Annotated in this window: 16 protein-coding genes; 9 read left to right on the top strand and 7 right to left on the bottom strand. The window is 45.4% G+C overall.

The features are described from left to right. Together K339_RS37765 and K339_RS0124680 are read right to left on the bottom strand one after the other, a co-directional pair. On the bottom strand, positions 1 to 262 hold a 262-nt coding region (locus tag K339_RS37765), incomplete at its 3' end, for a hypothetical protein (RefSeq protein WP_211243840.1). Between the two features lie 133 nt (positions 263 to 395). Then, on the bottom strand, positions 396 to 1,367 hold the full coding sequence (locus tag K339_RS0124680) for an NAD(P)H-quinone oxidoreductase (RefSeq protein WP_028526002.1): 972 nt from the start codon (positions 1,365 to 1,367) through the stop codon (positions 396 to 398). Between the two features lie 136 nt (positions 1,368 to 1,503). Here K339_RS0124680 and K339_RS0124675 point away from each other — a divergent pair, with 136 nt between their 5' ends. The 8 genes from K339_RS0124675 to K339_RS0124640 all read left to right on the top strand — a co-directional run bounded on the left by K339_RS0124675 (position 1,504) and on the right by K339_RS0124640 (position 9,938). After that, positions 1,504 to 3,636: a bifunctional rhamnulose-1-phosphate aldolase/short-chain dehydrogenase gene (locus tag K339_RS0124675; RefSeq protein ID WP_028526001.1), complete on the top strand. Its 2,133-nt coding sequence runs from the start codon at positions 1,504 to 1,506 to the stop codon at positions 3,634 to 3,636. 116 nt (positions 3,637 to 3,752) lie between these two features. Next, positions 3,753 to 5,027, top strand: a complete 1,275-nt coding sequence (locus K339_RS0124670) for a sugar isomerase (protein WP_028526000.1) — start codon at positions 3,753 to 3,755, stop codon at positions 5,025 to 5,027. A 60-nt stretch (positions 5,028 to 5,087) separates the two neighbouring features. Then, the gene (locus K339_RS0124665) at positions 5,088 to 5,333 is read left to right on the top strand and encodes a hypothetical protein (protein ID WP_157607734.1); all 246 of its coding nucleotides are present in this window, start codon (positions 5,088 to 5,090) and stop codon (positions 5,331 to 5,333) included. Continuing rightward, positions 5,299 to 5,814, top strand: a complete 516-nt coding sequence (locus K339_RS0124660; protein WP_028525998.1) for a DUF6169 family protein — start codon at positions 5,299 to 5,301, stop codon at positions 5,812 to 5,814. Before K339_RS0124665 ends, K339_RS0124660 begins: the two co-directional genes overlap by 35 nt. Continuing rightward, positions 5,811 to 7,217, top strand: coding sequence for an FGGY-family carbohydrate kinase (locus K339_RS0124655; RefSeq protein WP_028525997.1), 1,407 nt, complete (start codon positions 5,811 to 5,813; stop codon positions 7,215 to 7,217). The genes K339_RS0124660 and K339_RS0124655 overlap by 4 nt, the downstream gene beginning before the upstream one ends. Positions 7,218 to 7,337: 120 nt before the next feature. Beyond that, complete coding sequence (gene hemE, locus K339_RS0124650; protein WP_028525996.1) at positions 7,338 to 8,372, top strand: uroporphyrinogen decarboxylase; 1,035 nt, start codon at positions 7,338 to 7,340, stop codon at positions 8,370 to 8,372. 95 nt (positions 8,373 to 8,467) lie between these two features. Beyond that, the gene (locus K339_RS0124645; RefSeq protein ID WP_028525995.1) at positions 8,468 to 9,247 is read left to right on the top strand and encodes a polyprenol monophosphomannose synthase; all 780 of its coding nucleotides are present in this window, start codon (positions 8,468 to 8,470) and stop codon (positions 9,245 to 9,247) included. A gap of 157 nt (positions 9,248 to 9,404) precedes the next feature. After that, positions 9,405 to 9,938 (top strand): YceI family protein, encoded by a 534-nt coding sequence (locus K339_RS0124640; RefSeq protein WP_028525994.1) that lies wholly within the window; start codon positions 9,405 to 9,407, stop codon positions 9,936 to 9,938. A 100-nt stretch (positions 9,939 to 10,038) separates the two neighbouring features. Here K339_RS0124640 and K339_RS34685 read toward each other — a convergent pair whose 3' ends face one another. The 5 genes from K339_RS34685 to K339_RS0124615 form a co-directional block, all read right to left on the bottom strand. Then, positions 10,039 to 11,061, bottom strand: a complete 1,023-nt coding sequence (locus K339_RS34685; RefSeq protein ID WP_157607733.1) for a lytic transglycosylase domain-containing protein — start codon at positions 11,059 to 11,061, stop codon at positions 10,039 to 10,041. 290 nt (positions 11,062 to 11,351) lie between these two features. After that, the gene (locus tag K339_RS0124630) at positions 11,352 to 12,839 is read right to left on the bottom strand and encodes a GH3 auxin-responsive promoter family protein (protein WP_028525993.1); all 1,488 of its coding nucleotides are present in this window, start codon (positions 12,837 to 12,839) and stop codon (positions 11,352 to 11,354) included. 95 nt (positions 12,840 to 12,934) lie between these two features. Then, complete coding sequence (locus K339_RS0124625; protein WP_028525992.1) at positions 12,935 to 15,400, bottom strand: OmpA family protein; 2,466 nt, start codon at positions 15,398 to 15,400, stop codon at positions 12,935 to 12,937. A 57-nt stretch (positions 15,401 to 15,457) separates the two neighbouring features. Then, positions 15,458 to 17,788: a T9SS type B sorting domain-containing protein gene (locus K339_RS0124620; RefSeq protein ID WP_028525991.1), complete on the bottom strand. Its 2,331-nt coding sequence runs from the start codon at positions 17,786 to 17,788 to the stop codon at positions 15,458 to 15,460. 124 nt (positions 17,789 to 17,912) lie between these two features. After that, positions 17,913 to 18,116: a cold-shock protein gene (locus tag K339_RS0124615; RefSeq protein ID WP_028525990.1), complete on the bottom strand. Its 204-nt coding sequence runs from the start codon at positions 18,114 to 18,116 to the stop codon at positions 17,913 to 17,915. Positions 18,117 to 18,417: 301 nt separating this feature from the next. Between K339_RS0124615 and K339_RS0124610 the strand changes: the two genes are divergently transcribed. After that, positions 18,418 to 18,639: a PspC domain-containing protein gene (locus tag K339_RS0124610; RefSeq protein WP_028525989.1), complete on the top strand. Its 222-nt coding sequence runs from the start codon at positions 18,418 to 18,420 to the stop codon at positions 18,637 to 18,639. The last annotated feature ends 6 nt before the right edge of the window (positions 18,640 to 18,645 follow it).

Genomic DNA, 18,645 nt, shown 5'->3' with positions numbered 1-18,645 from the left:
CATGAATATCTTCTGGCATGCTGCTTATCCAGTCATCAATAGCTTTGAGCTCGTTCTCAACTTTGGTGAAAACCCAAGTAGTATTATCTTCACAAGCGATGTGAATAAAGTCACTACTAATGTCGATTCCAAGATAAGTACCCATAACTAAAATAAAAAAAGATGAAACAATTAAATGCCTATAAACAACATTGTGAGACGGGCTAAAATACCCAATGAACTGTCCGTTATCAGCATTTGTCATGAAGGAGAAACCAAACATAACCTCAGTATCTGAGTACCAGTGAGTAATCGGTTTAACTCCTTCATTGCCAAATATTATTTTGAAAAAGTAAATCTACAATGAGCAACCCTCAGCACAAAACGTGGGTCGGGTTGCTTACAACCCGACCTTTTTATTTCATACACAGGACAATTTTCCCAATGTGCTCGCTGCTTTCCATCAGGCGATGTGCCTCAGCAGCGTCTTCTAATGGAAACGTTTTATACAAAATAGGCTTAAACGTTCCCGCTTCTATCAACGGCCAGACGTGTTTTTCCACCTCGGCGGCCAACTGCGCCTTAAACGCATCGTCGCGCGGGGCAAGCATACTTCCCGTAATCGTGATTCGCTTGCTCATGATTTCCAAAATATTGAACTGAGATTGTGCCCCGCCCAAACTCGCAATAAAGCCCAAACGGCCATCGGGGCGTAAAAGTCGGATATTTTTGGCCGTATAATCTCCTCCGACATAATCCAAAATCACGTCCATTCCATAGGGCTTTAATTCCTCCAGAAAGTCCTGCGTTTTATAATTGACACAACAAACGGCGCCAAGCTCTTCGCAGAAACGGCATTTTTCATCGCTGCCTGCCGTAGCAAACGCTTGCACGCCAAACGCTTTTGCCAACTGAATGGCCGTGACACCAATCCCACTCGTGCCTCCGTGTACCAAAAAATTTTCGCCAGTTTTTAATTGCATTCGCTGAAACACATTGCTCCAAACCGTCATGCACGTTTCGGGCAAACACGCTGCCAGTTCGAACGACATACCCGACGGAATGGGCAAACAATGAGCGGATTCGGCCAAAGCATACTCGGCATATCCGCCATTTTTGATGAGGGCGCACACTTTATCGCCCACTTTCCAGCGCGACACATTTTCGCCAATTTCGGTCACTACCCCCGCAATTTCAAGCCCCAGCGGCTCGGAAGGTGGCTGCGACGAAATCCCGTAACGACCTTGACGCATCAAAATATCGGCACGATTTATGCCCGCCGCATAAACGCGGATAAGCACCTTTGTACCAGTAGAAATAGGGACAGAACGGTCTTCTAAAGATAAAACCTCAGGTCCGCCAGTTTGGGTAACAATCATTGCTTTCATGGTCGTAAAAATAAAAGATAAGAAAATATAAAAATAGTCCATGAAGGTACATGACACTATCCAAAGAAACGTCACCTAAATTTGTACTATCAATCTCAGAACAGGTACTATACTATTCATAATCGCACAAAACACCATGTCAGCGACTACCACGCAATTCAAACATGTGAGCTATCTTTGGGACGAAGCCAAAGCCGCCGAACTCGCGGGCGACGAAGTAGCTCTTTTTATTTATCGTTCCAACATTCTGGGCGCCGATCTTCGTTTGACTAACTACGGAGGCGGTAACACGTCCGTTAAAATTACGGATAAAGACCCACTTACTGGCAAAGATGTCGAAGTAATGTGGATAAAAGGCTCAGGCGGAGACATTGGTACGCTCAAAAAATCAGGATGCGCGGCATTGTACATGGAGCGCTTACGAAACCTCGAAAACGTTTATCGTGGTGTGGAGTTTGAAGATGAAATGGTAGAATTGTTCAACCACTGTATCTTTGATCTCGCCTCAAAAGCACCTTCTATTGATACTCCTCTCCACGGATTTTTACCATTTGCGCACATCGACCACCTTCACCCAGATGCGGCCATTGCCATTGCAGCAGCCAAAGACGGGAAGAAAATCACCGAAGAATTGTTTGGTGGTGAAGTAGGCTGGGTAGGCTGGCAACGCCCAGGTTTTGAATTGGGTCTTCAGCTCCGCGCTTGTTTGGAAGAAGCCGCTTCTCGCGGTGTCAAATTACGTGGTATCATGCTTGGCTCACACGGTTTGTTTACGTGGGGTGACACGGCGTACGAAAGCTACCTCAATACCCTTGAAGTAATTGAAAAATGCGCCGAATACTTAGAATCTAATTATGGTAAGACGCGTCCAGTATTCGGTGGGCCAAAAATCGAGAGCCTTCCTGTGGAAGCCCGTACCAAACAAGCATCTAAGTTAGCACCCATTTTGCGTGGTTTCTGCTCGTCGTACCGCACGATGGTGGGACATTTCACCGACGATGCGCGGGTGCTGGAGTTTATAAACTCAAACGATTTGGACAAATTGGCTCCCCTCGGGACTTCTTGCCCAGACCACTTCCTCCGCACTAAAATCTCTCCGTTGGTGCTTGAACTTACTCCCGACGAAGACCTTTCGGACGTAGCGGCTATCAAAGCGAAATTAACACCTGCGTTTGAAGCCTACCGTGCGATGTACTCTGAATATTACGAAGCTTGTAAGCATCCTAATAGCCCTGCCATGCGCGACCCTAACCCTGTCGTTATCTTGTACCCAGGGGTGGGAATGTTTACCTTCTCAAAAGATAAAACGACGGCCCGTTTGGCCTCGGAGTATTACATCAATGCCGTAAACGTAATGAAGGGCGCGGAAGCGGTATCTGAATATACGGCATTGCCCCGCCAAGAAGCGTTTAATATCGAGTACTGGTTGCTCGAAGAGGCCAAACTTCAACGGATGCCCAAACCCAAAGCCTTGTCAGGACGAGTAGCACTCGTGACGGGAAGCGCAGGGGGAATTGGTAAAGCTATCGCGAAAAAGTTTGCCGAAGAAGGCGCGGTGGTTGTTCTTAACGACATCAACGAAGAACGCCTTGAAGGAGCAAAAGACGAATTTGTGAAGAAATTTGGCAGAGATTCCGTATCGACTACACTCCTCAACGTAACCGATGCTGCTAGCATTGTGGATGCGATGGATGCCGCAGCGCTTGCGTTTGGTGGCGTAGATATTATCGTCAACAACGCAGGAATCAGTATTTCAAAACCCATCCAAGACCATACCCTTCAAGATTGGGATCGCTTGTACGACATCCTCGTCAAAGGGCAGTTCCTTGTGACGCAAGCGGGCGTAGAAGTAATGCGCAAGCAAGGTTTTGGGGGTGATGTCATCAATATTGTAAGTAAAAATGCCCTTGTTTCTGGGCCAAACAACGCAGGTTATGGTTCGGCTAAAGCAGCTCAGTTGCACTTGAGCCGTCTGAATGCAGCTGAACTTGGCGGAGATAAAATCCGTGTCAATACGGTTAACCCCGATGCCGTTATCGCTGACTCAAACATTTGGGCAGGTGGCTGGGCAGCAGGGCGCGCCAAAGCTTACGGTATTACTATCGAAGAGCTTCCTGCTTATTATGCCAAACGTACGCTCCTCAACGAAGCCATCCTTCCCGACGATATCGCCAATGCGTGCTTCGCATTCGTAGGAGGCTTACTCAGCAAGTCAACGGGTAACGTTTTGAACGTAGATGGCGGAGTAGCCATGGCGTTTGTTCGCTAAAAAAGATTGTTTTTTCATCATAGGTTAGTTTAATACTCGAATCTAACGCCTGAATTCAGGCGTTAGATTTTATCACTATAACCTGTTTTTTTGACTTCTTCATCCCAATTCTTACCATGCAACTCGAAAAGTATAAAATACAACAGCATAACGATGACCTACTTACGGGACATCAACGCCGTTTGAGCTTCGCTGTTTCAGAAATTGAAAATGCCGAAGCCATCATTCAAAAATTGGTTGATTTTCAAATTGCCATTCCTTCGTGGGCACTTGGAACGGGCGGAACGCGTTTTGGCCGTTTTGCTGGCGGTGGCGAACCTCGTAGCCTTGAAGAAAAAATTGAAGACGTAGGTTTATTACACGCCTTGAATCAAGCATCGGGCGCGATCTCCCTTCACATTCCGTGGGATATTCCAAAAGATGCCAAAGCGATTAAAGCATTGGCAGCTCAACACGGCTTGAAATTTGACGCCGTTAACTCCAATACCTTCCAAGACCAAGCCGACCAAGCGTTAAGCTATAAGTTTGGTTCGTTACAAAACGTTGACAAAGGCGTTCGTAAACAAGCCATTGAACATAACATTGAAGTGATTAAGCACGGTATCGAGCTTGGTTCGGAATCGTTGACCGTTTGGCTTTCAGACGGTTCGTGTTTCCCAGGCCAACTCAACTTCCGCAGAGCTTACCAAAATACCCTTGAAAGTCTTCACGAAATTTATGCGGCCATGCCCGACAACTGGAAGATGTTCTTGGAATACAAAGCCTACGAACCTAACTTCTATTCGACGACCGTAGGCGACTGGGGGCAGTCCTACTCGTACGTACAAAAACTCGGTGACCGCGCCTATACACTCGTTGATTTGGGACACCATTTGCCCAACGCCAATATTGAGCAAATTGTAGCCTTGTTGTTGATGGAAGAAAAACTCGGTGGTTTCCACTTCAATGACTCTAAATACGGCGATGACGACCTTACGGCAGGCGCCATGAAACCGTACCAATTGTTCCTTATCTTCAACGAATTGGTGGACGGTATGGATGCCCGTGGGTTAAATCACGCGACTGATTTGGGCTGGATGATTGATGCTTCGCACAACGTCAAAGACCCGCTTGAAGACTTACTACAATCTGTAGAAGGAATTATGATGGCTTATGCTCAGGCACTTTCGGTCGATAGAAAGGCCCTCGAAGAAGCACAAGCTGTCAGCGATGTGGTTCGTTGCCAAGAAATTCTCCAAAACGCGTTCCGTACCGACGTTCGGGCAATCGTAGCCGAAGCTCGGCTTCGGGCAGGAGGAGCGTTAAATCCATTGGGACTTTTCCGCCACTTAAAAGTACGCGAAAATCTCATTGCCGAACGTGGTCTTAAAACTGTAGCGACTGGCTTGTAAAAAATAAAAGAGACAATAGCTGTCCTCAATGATGTACAGCTATTGTCTCAACATAATAGCGTGAATCAAAAAATCGTATATTTGGTTTTAGATAAAATAAATGAATCAATGAAAACGGTTAAGAAAGAACTCACCAAAGAAGAGCGTCAGGCAAATATTGATCGTTTGATTGCTCGCTGGAAAGCAAGTCAAGAAGAATCACGTCGAGAAACGGAGGAACGGGTTAAGACACCCGAATACCAAGCAATGCTTAGAGAATTACGAAAAAAAAATGCAGCAAGAGGAATTATCATCCCAGAACTATAATTTTTCATTTTGGGGAGGCGTAAACAATACCTATTCTTTTCAAACTGAGAATGGCATTGTTTATGAAGTTAAGCTCAAGCCTACACCCTATTTGTTTGACAATCCCTTATATGCCGCAAACACCTACGAATTATCCATCATTGTAGCTGATAACCCTACTGGGAGAAGCCCAATATTCGATACAAAAGTATCTCGTACCATCGCGGCAATCTTTGAAGACTTTTACCTTAGTAGCAACGACCATCTGCTTATTTATATCTGCGAATCAGCAGACAAACGTCAAAATATTCGAAAAACAAAGTTTGATAGATGGTTTGAGCATTTTGCTCCGATGGACTACAATAAATATGACGGTGGAATTCAGGACAGTGATGGCGAAATTTATCCTGTATCGCTTATTTTAAAAGACAATAACCCTCACAAAGCAGCCATTATTGTTGCATTTATAGACATTATTGCTGGTTATAATCAAGACAAATGAAAACTCCTGTTTGTGCCGTATTGGATATTGGTAAAACCAACAAAAAAGTATTCCTCTTTGACGAAAACTATCGCATCGTTTTGGAAAAATCGGGGCAATTTCCCGAAACAACCGACGAAGACGGCGACCCTTGCGAAAACGTTGACCTCTTGACTGATTGGGTTATCCAATCGCTCCAAGAAGTGTTATCGCTCGAAGAATACGACGTCAAAGCCATTAATTTTTCAACCTACGGAGCAAGTTTTGTTCACGTAGGCGAAGACGGCAAGCCCGTTGCTCCTTTGTACAATTACCTAAAACCGTACCCTGAGGCACTCAAGAAACAATTTTATGATACCTACGGCGGGGAGCAAGAGTTTTCGCGCAAAACGGCCTCTCCTATTTTAGGGAGCCTCAATTCGGGGATGATTATTTATCGCCTGAAGCATGAAAACCCTGCGTTGTTTGAAAAAATAAAGTACTCACTGCACTTACCCCAATACGTCAGTTCGCTGATTTCGGGGCAGTTTGCTTCCGATATTACGAGCATTGGTTGCCATACCAACCTTTGGGATTTTGATACAAATGATTACCACGCTTGGGTGTCCAATGAGCAAATCGGAGCTAAACTTGCTCCTATTCAGTCCGCAGACGTGGTTTCAACTCACGTGCTCAATGAGCAAGAGCGCATCGTTGGCGTCGGTTTGCACGATAGTTCATCGGCTTTGATTCCGTACTTGGTTAGCTTTTTAGAGCCTTTTGTATTGATTTCAACGGGAACGTGGTGCATTAGCCTCAATCCTTACAATCATACACCGCTGACGGCCGAGGAGCTTCAATACGACTGTTTGTGCTACATGCAGTACAACGGCAAACCTGTGAAGGCATCGCGCTTATTTGCGGGCTACGAACACGAACAGCAAACCAAGCGATTGGCGACCCATTTTGACAAAGACCTGGATTTTTACAAAAAAGTAGCGTTTGATGCGGCCATCATTCAGCAACTCAAAACCGAGAAAAAAACCGAAGGCATCGACTTTGAAAGCCTCTCAAAACCTCCGATGACCGAAGGGTTATTTGGAAAACGTGATTTGGGAGCTTTTGACTCGTACGAACAAGCCTATCACCAGTTGATTTTGGACATTGTCGGTCAGCAAATCATTTCGACGGAGTTGGTTTTAAGAGGCTCGACCGTTAAGCGGATTTTTGTGGACGGCGGTTTTTCCAAAAACCCCATTTATATGAATCTGTTGGCAGGGGCTTTTCCTGACCTAGAGGTATTTGCGGCATCGATAGCGCAAGCCACTTCGTTGGGGGCGGCGTTGAGCATCCATCGCCACTGGAACACCAAAACGCTCCCTCCCGATTTGATTGATTTACGTTTTTATAATGGCCACCTTTCCCTCGACGGGTTGGCATCGTAACCTTCCTCTATAAACCCTTAGCCGCCAATTGGGATCAAACCCGCTGGCGGCTTTTTTATTAAACGGATATTTCTACCCCTACCCCCATCTCAACTGCCCGCTTCTTCGTACATTTGCAGTATGGAATTACTACAAAATGACTTGTTTCTGCGTGCTGCACGCGGAGAAAAAACCGAACGTGTACCTGTTTGGATGATGCGTCAAGCGGGTCGAATTTTAGCCGAGTACCGTGCTGTGCGCGAGAAAGCAGGAAGTTTTATCCAATTGGCCACCACCCCCGAGCTAGCCGCCGAAGTGACCATCCAGCCCGTTGATTTGTTGGGCGTAGATGCTGCCATCATTTTTTCTGACATTCTCGTAGTGCCCGAGGCCATGGGATTGCCGTATGAAATGGAAGAAAAACGCGGCCCCGTATTTCCGAACGTTGTCAAAACGACGGCCGATATCGACGCCTTGCGCATTGCCGACCCCGAAACAGATTTGGGCTATGTACTAGAAGCCATCAAAATCGTGAAGCGTGACCTCAACGGCCGCGTACCACTCATTGGCTTTGCGGGCGCACCTTTTACTATTTTTTGCTACATGGTAGAAGGCCGTGGGTCAAAGACGTTTTCAGTCGCTAAAAAAGCCCTGTATGCCGACCCTGAGTTTTCACATAAATTGCTTCAAAAGATCACCGACAGCACCATTGCGTATTTAAAAGCCCAAATTGCCGTAGGCGCCAACTTGGTACAAATCTTCGATTCATGGGCGGGTATTCTTTCACCTGAGCAATACCGCGAGTATTCGTTGCCTTATATCAAACAAATCTGCGATGCCGTTACCGAAGCTCCCGTGACGGTTTTTGCCAAAGGTGCATTTTTTGCCCGCCAAGAAATTGGACAATTGAGCTGTTCGGTAGTAGGCTTAGATTGGAACATGGACGCTGCTGAGTCACGCGTGCTGATTCCTAACAAAACGCTTCAAGGCAACCTCGACCCCTGCGTGTTGTACGCGCCTTATGACCAAATTCGCAAAGAGGTGCGCAAGATGATAGATACTTTTGGAACACAACACTACATCGCCAACTTAGGACATGGCGTTTATCCTGACACCGACCCCGATAAAGTGCGTTGTTTTATCGACACTGTGAAGGAATATTCTAGCAACCTATAAAAATTAACTCTTTTTAACGATTTTGTTACATACTTATCATAGTTTGGAATCGTTTTTGTATTAGAGCAGTTATTATCCCCAAACCCGCTAAAGCTATGAAAGAGTATGTGGTAGTGATTCCGACGTACAACGAGATTGAGAACATTGAAGCGATTATTCGCCGTGTGATGGGTCTTTCGCAGCCTTTTGACATCCTGATTGTGGATGATGGCTCACCCGATGGCACTGCACTCAAAGTGAAAGAGCTTCAAAACGAATTTACTGGTCGCTTGCATATTTTGGAACGAAAAGGTAAACAGGGACTAGGCACGGCCTATATCCACGGTTTCAAGTGGGCGATTCGGGAAGGATACCGCTATTTGTTTGAAATGGATGCCGATTTCTCGCACAACCCTGCCGATTTGGAACGCCTTTACCAAGCTTGTTCCGAAGGCGGTAGCGACATGGCGATTGGTTCGCGTTACATTAAAGGTGTCAATGTCGTCAACTGGCCGATGGGGCGGGTGCTGATGTCCTACTTTGCGGGCGTTTATGTGCGTTTTGTGACGGGAATGCAAATCATGGACCCAACGGCAGGTTTTATTTGCTACAAACGCGAAGTGCTTCAAGGCATTGGTCTCGACGATATTAAGTTTGTGGGGTATGCTTTCCAAATCGAAATGAAATTCAATACGTGGAAATACGGATACCAACTTACCGAAGTGCCCATTATTTTCACTGACCGAACCAAAGGCGTTTCTAAAATGTCCACGAAGATTTTTAAGGAGGCAGTGTTAGGGGTGCTTTATCTTAAAGTTCGCAGTTTTTTCAAAACGTACATTCGCCATAATGAGCCGAAAGAAGTGCCTATCATGGGCGTTACTGAAATGGCTTAATCAGATTTTATTTTTCTAAAAAACCGTTTTAGACACTCCTAAAGCGGTTTTTTTATGTTGTAAAAAATATTTTTCGTAAAATGTATTGACATTATATGTATATACATATATATTTGTGTCATCAATTTTGATATAACTCAATTAAGACAATAAAGCAATGGCAACTTCAACATGGGTAATCGACCCAACACACTCAGAAGTACAGTTTAAAGTAAAGCACCTTGTTATCTCAACCGTAACAGGTAGCTTCAAATCATTTGAAGGTTCAGTTCAAACCGAAGGCGATAGCTTCGACGGTGCGAGCATCCAATTTACAGCCGACGTAAACAGCATTGATACCAACATGGAACAGCGCGATGGTCACTTGAAGAGCGCTGATTTCTTTGATGCAGAAAACTTCCCTACACTTTCGTTTGCCTCTACGTCATTTGCTCAAAAAGGTGATGATGAATTTACACTTACGGGAGATTTGACCCTTAGAGGTGTAACAAAATCTATCAGCCTTGCCGTTAATTACGGTGGTCAAATGGTAGATTTCTACGGAAATACCAAAGCAGGTTTTGAACTTACAGGAAAAATCAACCGTAAAGATTTTGGTTTGAACTGGGGAGCAGTAACCGAAGCAGGTGGTGTGGTAGTAAGCGACGAAGTAAAACTTCACTTCAATATCCAAGTAGCGAAACAAGCGTAATGAGACTTGAGTAGCAAAGTTATTTTGCTTGCTACTTACAACAAAAGCGGCGATTTTCATCTGAAAATCGCCGCTTTTGTTTGTACTACTAGAAGGACTACTAAGCCGCTAAAGGCGAAGCAGTGCTTAAATCTAGGCTACGCGACTCAGCCAACAACGCCTTGAGGTCGTTGCGGCGGCGGTAGTTTAATCGGATGGCACGCCACCAAATGTAGCGCTGGTGCTTTTCCGAATTTTGTGCCAATTCGAGGTCTGCTTTTTCCTCATTATAAGGAAAATGAAACACCCCTGTTCGTTTGAACGAAAGCGGTATTAGCTCTTCAAAGCCTGTTACCATCGCTTCATTGAGCGAAGTTACAACTTCCGCAAGCTGCAATTCGTTGGTAGCATTTGGTTTTACCTTAATTTTAGGTGGCGCTACCAAGCCCAAAGCCAAGCCAAACTGCTTCATGAATTTAACGAGCGAAATCTCTTCCAGAATCACGGGGGCATATACCTCTGGGCGCGTAAAGAGCTCTTTTGCCGCCAAAACGCGGTAGAGATATTTACGGTTTTCAGCACTGATACGAAGTTTGTAATACCCCGTTTTACCGTGCCGTACTAGGTATTTTCTTACTTTGGTAGGTCCTGCGTTATAAGCAGCAGCTACCATCGACCATGACCCAAGTTCGTGGTACAGATTGACAAAATACTGACAAGCGGCGTGTGTAGATTTCACTAAATCTTCCCGCTCATCGACGTTTCCGTTGATGACTAAACCCATCGCACGGGCTGTTTGTGGCATAAATTGCCAATACCCATAAGCACCTCGGTGTGAAACCGCCTTTGCTTCAAGTGCGCTTTCGACTACGCACAGGTATTTAAAATCTGAAGGGACTTGGTACTGCTTTAGAATCGGTTCAATCACACGAAAGAATTTCTGCGCGCGAGGTTTTATCTCGTGAAGGGGCATACTAGCTGTATGCATCAACGCAGATTGAAAATAAGTAAGTACCTGCTTTTCGTAAACTGGCAATGGTTCGTCACAAAAACGGATACAAGTAGATTCGTTAAAGCCCTCGGCTTGCGCTCCTACTGTGTACAACAGAAGTGTTGAAAGAATAAGACATTGTTTCCTTTTCAAAACAAATTTTGGTTAGTTAAACATTGCGACGTATAGACTTAAAAAAGTCACAAGACGCCGCTTTTCCATAGCTGATTTTGCTTTGTTAACGTAAAGTTAGTAAAAAATTGTACAATTACCCAATTATTTATCGGTAGATTATCAGGTAGTTGCAAAAAATCACTCTACGTTTTATCACAAAGGAATCAAAAACCGTGCCTAATTCTTAGCCGTTTTTACGGGCAAAAATCAACAAAAAAAGGTCGCCTTTTTAGGGCAACCTTTCTTCTGGCCTTTGGGGCTTTTATTGGTTATTTGGCCAAAGCATCGGCTATTTTTCGGTCATTTGCCAAACGAGGGACTTTGTTTTGCCCACCTAATTTCCCCTGCGAACGCATGTAATCAATGAACGCATTTTTGGGCAGGGCATTGATTTTAAGCGGCCGTAAAATACTTCCCGAAATCAAGTCATCGTAATAGACATTTAATTTTGCCAAACGTTCGTCAATGTCTTTGGCAAATTGCTCCATGTTCTTAGGGAGTGTTGCAAATTCAATGAGCCACTCGTGATAAGGCAAACCCTCAGAAGGAGTCACCATCGGAGCCACCGTAAACTCTACAACTTCAGTTTCGGGGTGGCGCTGCATCGCGTATTGAAGTGCCTTCTCCACCTCTTCGCCAATGACGTGCTCACCAAAGGCCGAAATAAAGTGCTTGATGCGCCCAGTTACCAGCAAACGGTAAGGGTCTTTAGACACAAATTTCACGGTATCACCAATCGAATAGCCCCAAAGTCCCGCATTGTTATTGATAATCAGGGCGTAGTTTTTACCCACTTCTACTTGTTCGAGGCTCAAGCGAGTCGGGTTTTCGTTGAAAAATTCGTCGGCAGGAATAAACTCGTAGAAAATACCCGTGTCGGCCAACAACAACAAGCCTTCAGAATCTTGGGAATCTTGGTAAGCTATAAAACCTTCTGAAGCAGGGTACATTTCAATCGAATCAATTTTTTTGCCAATCGAGTCAAATAATTTGGCACGATAAGGTTCAAAATTTACCCCACCATAAACAAACAACTGAAAGTCAGGGAAAACATCCTTGATAGGCTTGCCCGTACGTGCAATGATACGGTCAAAGTACATCTGCACCCAAGGCGGAATGCCCGAGATAAGCGACATCGGTTGATGAATTGTTTCGTCGATGATGCGCTCTAGCTTTTCTTCCCACTCCTCAATACAATTGGTTTCGTAGGTGGGCATTTGATTGGTGCGCAGGTAGGCGGGCACATGGTGGTTAGAAATACCCGACAAACGCCCCGTGGGCACGCTTCCTTTGGTATCTAAAACAGGACTGCCCGACAAGAAGATAAGTTTTTGGTCTAAAAACTCCGCTTTCCCCGTTTCGTGAATATAATTCAAAAGGGCATTGCGGGCCGAATCAATATGATTGGAGATAGAGTCTTTACTAATAGGTATGTATTTAGTACCAGAAGTAGTACCCGATGTTTTGGCAAAATAAATAGGCTTGGCAGGCCACAAGACATCGTCTTGACCGTCGATGACTTGTTGGATATACCCTTTCAGATCTTCATAATCTCGAACAGGGATGGCTTGTTTAAAATCTTCGTACGAATATATATCCTTAAAAAAGTGGTCTCGTCCGAACACCGTATGTTTGGCTTGACCAATCAGGCGCTGACGCCATTTGTCTTGAGCGGCGGGTGCATTGTACATCCACCCTTGTTGCTGGTTAGCAATGTACCGAGCCAGCGGCTTACTAAGCGAAGAGCGAAAGCCCATTTTTTCGTAGTTATAATGGTTATACGGCAAGGTAATACACCTACCGATGCACCAAAAATAGACGATTTATGGCGTTTGCTCAAAAAAAGCGCGGTTTATCTAATCTCTACCACTTTAAATTCGGTTCTGCGGTTACGTCTGTATTCGGCTTCCGTACAAATCACCCCATCAACGCACCCGTTTACTGGCATACTTTCGCCCATTCCCGTTGCTTTTAATCGCTTACGGGCCACGCCTTTCGCTACCATATAGTTAACAATTTCTTGTGCTCTATTTTGGGATACTGTTTTGTTACGGCTGGCTTCGCCACGGCTATCGGTATGCGAAAGAATCTCCGCTTGCAACGACGGATAACGCTTCATCGTAGCCACTAGCTTGTCCAGTTCACGGGCGGCGTCGGGGCTAATGGTGCGCTTGCCTTGGTCGTGGTAGATGTTGTCCAATTGGACTATATCCCCCTTTTTTAGCAACCCCACGTCGTTTGATAATACTTTTGGCGCGGTTTTCTTCGGTACTCTGGCGATTTTGAGGGTGTTTGTACCGTAGGTGTCTTTGGAGTAAATCAAGGTATAGTCGCAGCCTTCCAAAATCTCAAAATCATACTTACCGTCAGGGCCTGTAATCGTTTCGTATATTTTTTTATCGCATTCGTTTCGTAACCTTACCAATACTCCTTCAATCGGTTGACGGTCGGTTTCGGTTCGTACGATTCCCCTAACGCGCGAATGTTTGAGGTGTTGAAGCGAATCAGTCAGGGATGTTTTTTTTTTTTGAGGGTCTTCGTTTTGGCTCACCATGGTTTGAAGTACCACAGGATGCGCCAAACTAAGTTCTAGCCGGGTGGGTTTGTCGTCGGTCAGGTGATGGGTAGAAAAACCGACCGTATTGTCAATAAAACCCTCTTTTGACACGGTAAAAATAAAGTCGTTATCAGACGCCAAACAAAGATGCGCCCAGCCATCGGCATCGGTCTGAAGTGTTTTCTCGGTTGACTCTCCTCCTATTTTGGAACGAATGGCAATCGTTGCACTGTCGAGGCGTTGCATGGTTTCGGCATCAAACACGCGCAATAACAGCTCCCGACATTCGTACAACGAGCTCTCACGCGTGAAGCGGTAAATATCATCGTCGCCCTCGCGGCGGTTGCTACTAAAATACCCCGTGGTGCGCGCCCCGTCGGTGACAATACCAAAATCATCGGCTTTAGAGTTGATAGGAGCGTCTAGGTGAATGACCTCAATCACCTTGGTTCCGTCTTTGCTCAACACGGCATAGTATAAGTCAAGGCCACCCAATCCCCCTTTTCTTCCCGACGTAGAGAAATAGAGATTCCCTACTTCATCCACAAACGGAAATACTTCATCTTGGCGGGTATTGAGCTCTTTTCCCATATTGATTGGCTTCGACCACTGTTCATTTTCCCAACGCGACACGTATATGTCTTTCCCTCCCATTCCTTTTGGCATATCTGAAACGAAATACAACAAATTGCCATCTTTGCTCAACGCTGGGTGGGCGGTAGAGTATTCGTCGCTGTTAAACCCAAGCTCCTGCACGTTCGTCCAGTCGCCATTTCCCCACTGCGCCGTGTATAACTTTAATTTGATGTTATTGTCTTCGCTCATCCCTTTTTGACCTTCATTGAAGTTGTTACGGGTAAAGATGATGCGTGAGCCATCGGCACTAAAAGTTGCAGGGCCTTCGTGAAAGCGGGTATTCAATTCTTTGCTAAACGAAATTGGCTTTCCTGGCTTGGCTACTTCGCCCGTGGACGTAGCCGCTTCGCTGTTAAGTCCGTAGGAGTTATAGCTGCCTAAAGTGCGCGAATCGTTGGAGGTTGGGCGAGTGTAAGCATCGCTGCCCAAACGGCTACTTTTAGAAGCTGAGGCTGTGGGCCTGTTGGTTTCTTTGCCACTTGTTTCTGTTCCATCCGAATGAAGCGTGGTCGTTGCCTTGATTTCGTCACGGTTAGGAATATAAAACAAATCGAGGTATCCTTTTTGAGTTGATTCCGAAGACACCGACGTCTTCCCCGACAAATACACCAAGCCGTCTTTATAGTACATAGGACTAAATTCGGCGTCGGAGGTATTAATCCCCAAATAATCTAAGCGGTACGTAATTCGTTTTTTGGTGTAGGTTTGGGCACTTTGCATTTGTCGTCCTTCTTGCTGTTTTTCAGCTTGGTAGCGCTCAAAATACCGTTGCGACTCCTGCATTTGTCCAAGATTGGCTAACACTTTTGCGTAGTGTAAATAGTGCGTAGTAAGCCCTCCCGAAAGCCCTTTTTCGGCCAATGCTTGCTGGTAAAAACTAGCCGCTCTTTCGCTATCACCCAACTGTAGGTACGCGTAGCCCATGTTGAGGAAGGTCACTTGACGTTGGTTAGCGGGAAGCAACCCATCGTCGATAACGTCTTGATACAATGCAATTGCCTTGGCGTAAGCTTGTGTATCAAACTGACGATTGGCTTGTTGGAGCAACGTCTCACGAACGGGCGTTTGTGCCATTGCTGAAACCGAAACCAATGCAGCTAAACAAAGATGCTTGAGTTTATTCATGGGTGATTGCATTTTTACCCAGTAGGGTTCTCCTAATAATTTTTTAACGAATGATGCTTAACGGCTTATTGTCAAAAATCTTGAAAACTCGCGTCCATCACTCAGTTTAATAACATAGAAATAAGTTCCTGTCGTGAGTGCCCCTTGCAGGCCTCCGTTCCAGTCGTTTTTATAGTCATCTGCCTGATACACAACTCCTCCCCAGCGGTTATAAATCTCCACCGAAGCCTTGAGTGCGGTTGGCTTTTTAATCACAAAAAAATCGTTGATACCGTCTGAGTTAGGCGAAAAACCTTCGGGAATAAACACATCTTTATCGTCACCACGGAGGGTGTTCAAAGCGATGGGCGTTGGTTCTGCATCGTCGGTAGGGTCTTCGTTTTGGTTAATGTCGGGCCAGTTGCCATTGGCAGATTTATCAGCGCAGAGATGGCCGTTCATATCCAATGCGGTTACAAAAGCCGTATTGTAGAAAACCGAGTCCTGGGCGTTGGTAAAATCTATGGTTGTTTTGAAATTGACCGCCCGTGCCTGCCCTGCTGTTAGGTTACACTCTTCAGGAATTAGCAGTTCATAGTTGCCATTTCTACCCGTGAAGGTAGTGTCGAGCCCCCATTTTACTTCGGTGTTTGTGACAGGATCCATCACCACCACCGACGGTTTTCCTACAATCACAGCGCCGTTGTTAAACACTTTGTCGAGGCTATCGACCATCCGTACTTCCACGAGGTCGTTGGCACCCATGTTTACTACCTGAATGCTGTATTCGATTTCGAACAAATTGGTACTGAGTCGTTTCCAACTTTTCACCACTTTATTAACCCCAATCATTTCTTTCGGTCTGTCGGTATTTGCATCTATTTTGAGCTCAACCAACGACGAACCTGCCTGACAAGGACCTGCTCCATCGGGGTCGTCGCTACTAAACCGAATCGTCACTTTTCCCGCCTGACGGTCTTCGGGCGAAGGGGCATAAATCACTGACAGGCCGTTGGTAGTATTAAACGTCCCTGTGCCATTGCTGCTCCAAGTTCCCGAGCTGGCCGAGCCTCCGATTTTACCTTCAAGATAGTGGTTGCCAATGGTTGTACGCTCCGTGATGGTGATGAGCGCTGTCGCGGGGTTATTGATACACACCGCCAATGGCTTGTCGCAAGGCGTAATGCTCACTGCCACCGCCGCTGGCGCACTGTAGCAACCATTGGCATTGCGTGCGAATAAATAATAAGTGCGATTTTCGGAGATGGCTCCCACATCAGCTACCAATGCTGACGTAGGCGCGTTACCCATTCGGGCTTCGTAATAAATCCCTTCAGCGGCTTTTTGTTGAAGCGCGCTCGATAAATCTACCGTCACAAATGGGCAACTATTTTTGAGTTGGGCGACCACAACAGGCGTAGCAGGGGCTTGGCCTTGTACCGAAATAACCACTGGCTGAGACACGCCACTCTGGCATTCGCCACGCACACAAATAGCCGTATATTGGGTTTGTTGCGTTGGTTTTACGGTAAGGTTTCGGCCTTGGTCATTCGTATTCCAAAGCACTGCACCGTTGCAGCTTTCTGCGGTTAATACCACTTCTTCTCCTTGGCAAATGACGGTTTTTGATGTTTTTAGAACGGGCGTTACAGGCGGTGCCACTTCCAGTCGTAGGGTACTTTCTACCGCTTTACAAACCGACGATGCACAAAATACCGAATAATTGGTGGACGTCTCGGGCTTGACCGTAATGCTCTTTCCGATTTCTCCCGTTGACCATTTTATTTGCCCGCTGCAATTTCCTCGGGCTGTCAGTGTACTGCTTTCGCCCTTGCACACTGCCGCTTTCGTGGCAGAAATCAGCAATGGTTCGCCTCCTACGACAGACACGATGACGTCGTCGGCAAAGCAACTTACGCAGCCTTCGGTGCGGCAGGTGGCCGTATATTTTGTGGTGTTGATGGGTTGCACTTGGATGCTTGCCCCCAACATGCCATTCGACCAAATGAAATTTCCTGTGCAGCCTGTGGCCGTCAGGGTAACAGTATCGCCCAAGCAGACGCTCGTTTTATTGGCTTTTACAACAGGCGTTGCTGGAATCGTAACGGTAATTGGGAGGGTATTTGATGAAGCACTTTTGCAGCTATCTTTTTGACAGTAGGCGCTGTAGGTAGTTGTTTGTGATGGATATACCGTCAGTGGGTTACCTGTTTTGCCATTCGACCAAACCACGGTTCCACTGCACCCTGCTGCTTTCAAAATAATCGGCTGTCCAGCACAGGTTACTTGCTTTTCACTACTTATCGTGGGAGCCGACAATCCATCGCAATCCTGCACACCGCTTGCCCAACTGAGATGAGCGAGGAGTATTGTCAAGAAAAACAAGCCGATTGGTAATGATACTTTCATAAATAACTGTAAACCCTAAAATTTTCAGTTAATAGAAATATCATAAATCGTGCCAAAGGCATCTGGACAAAAAAAATAGGGAACGCTTTAAGGCGTTCCCCATCACATTTTGCCAACGTAAAGATTATATTTTCTTTACTTTCGCTGCATTCACGCCTTTTTTGCCTTCCACAGCCTCAAACTCAACGCGGTCTTTCTCACGAATGACAAGGCCACCTAAAGCAGTCACGTGTACAAAAATTTCTTGTTGTTTGTCGCCCGGTTCGTCAAGTATAATGAAACCATACCCTTTTGCTTCATTAAAAAACTTTACTGTTCCTGTTTGCATTGTACTACTAAAATTAAGAAAAATGAGAAAATAATTTAAGGGATTGATTGCCAATCACCTCATTTATAAGAACATTACAAAGGGCCGACAAGCGCTAATCAATGAGTTAAAAAGTAATAAGCTCACTATCAGAAAAATGCCTTGACTATCTTTGCATTGCATTCACAATGAAGTTTTGATGCAACCTTGAAACAAAATTATAAAATAAATGTTACATGTCAAGTTATCTAACTTGTTATTAAAAGGCTTGACATTCACATTTTCGTTCTGTAATTTCGCTTCTAAACTCTTCTAAAACGCTATGTACCGTTTCCGATATTTTATTGAAAACCAAATCTTTGGCGTTTGTTCGAGGTTGGGCGAAGTTCTCAACATTTCGGTCAGCAGCATTCGCCTCTACTTCATTTACGCCTCGTTTCTGACGTTTGGCTCTCCCATCATCATTTATTTAGCCATGGCTTTTTGGATGGAAATTGGCAAACATTTGCGCCGTCACAAAAACCCTACCATTTGGGAATGGTAAGCTACT

Source organism: Runella limosa DSM 17973 (assembly GCF_000482465.1).
GTDB classification, from domain to species: Bacteria; Bacteroidota; Bacteroidia; order Cytophagales; family Spirosomataceae; genus Runella; species Runella limosa.
This window is presented reverse-complemented; position numbering and strand designations above follow the sequence as displayed.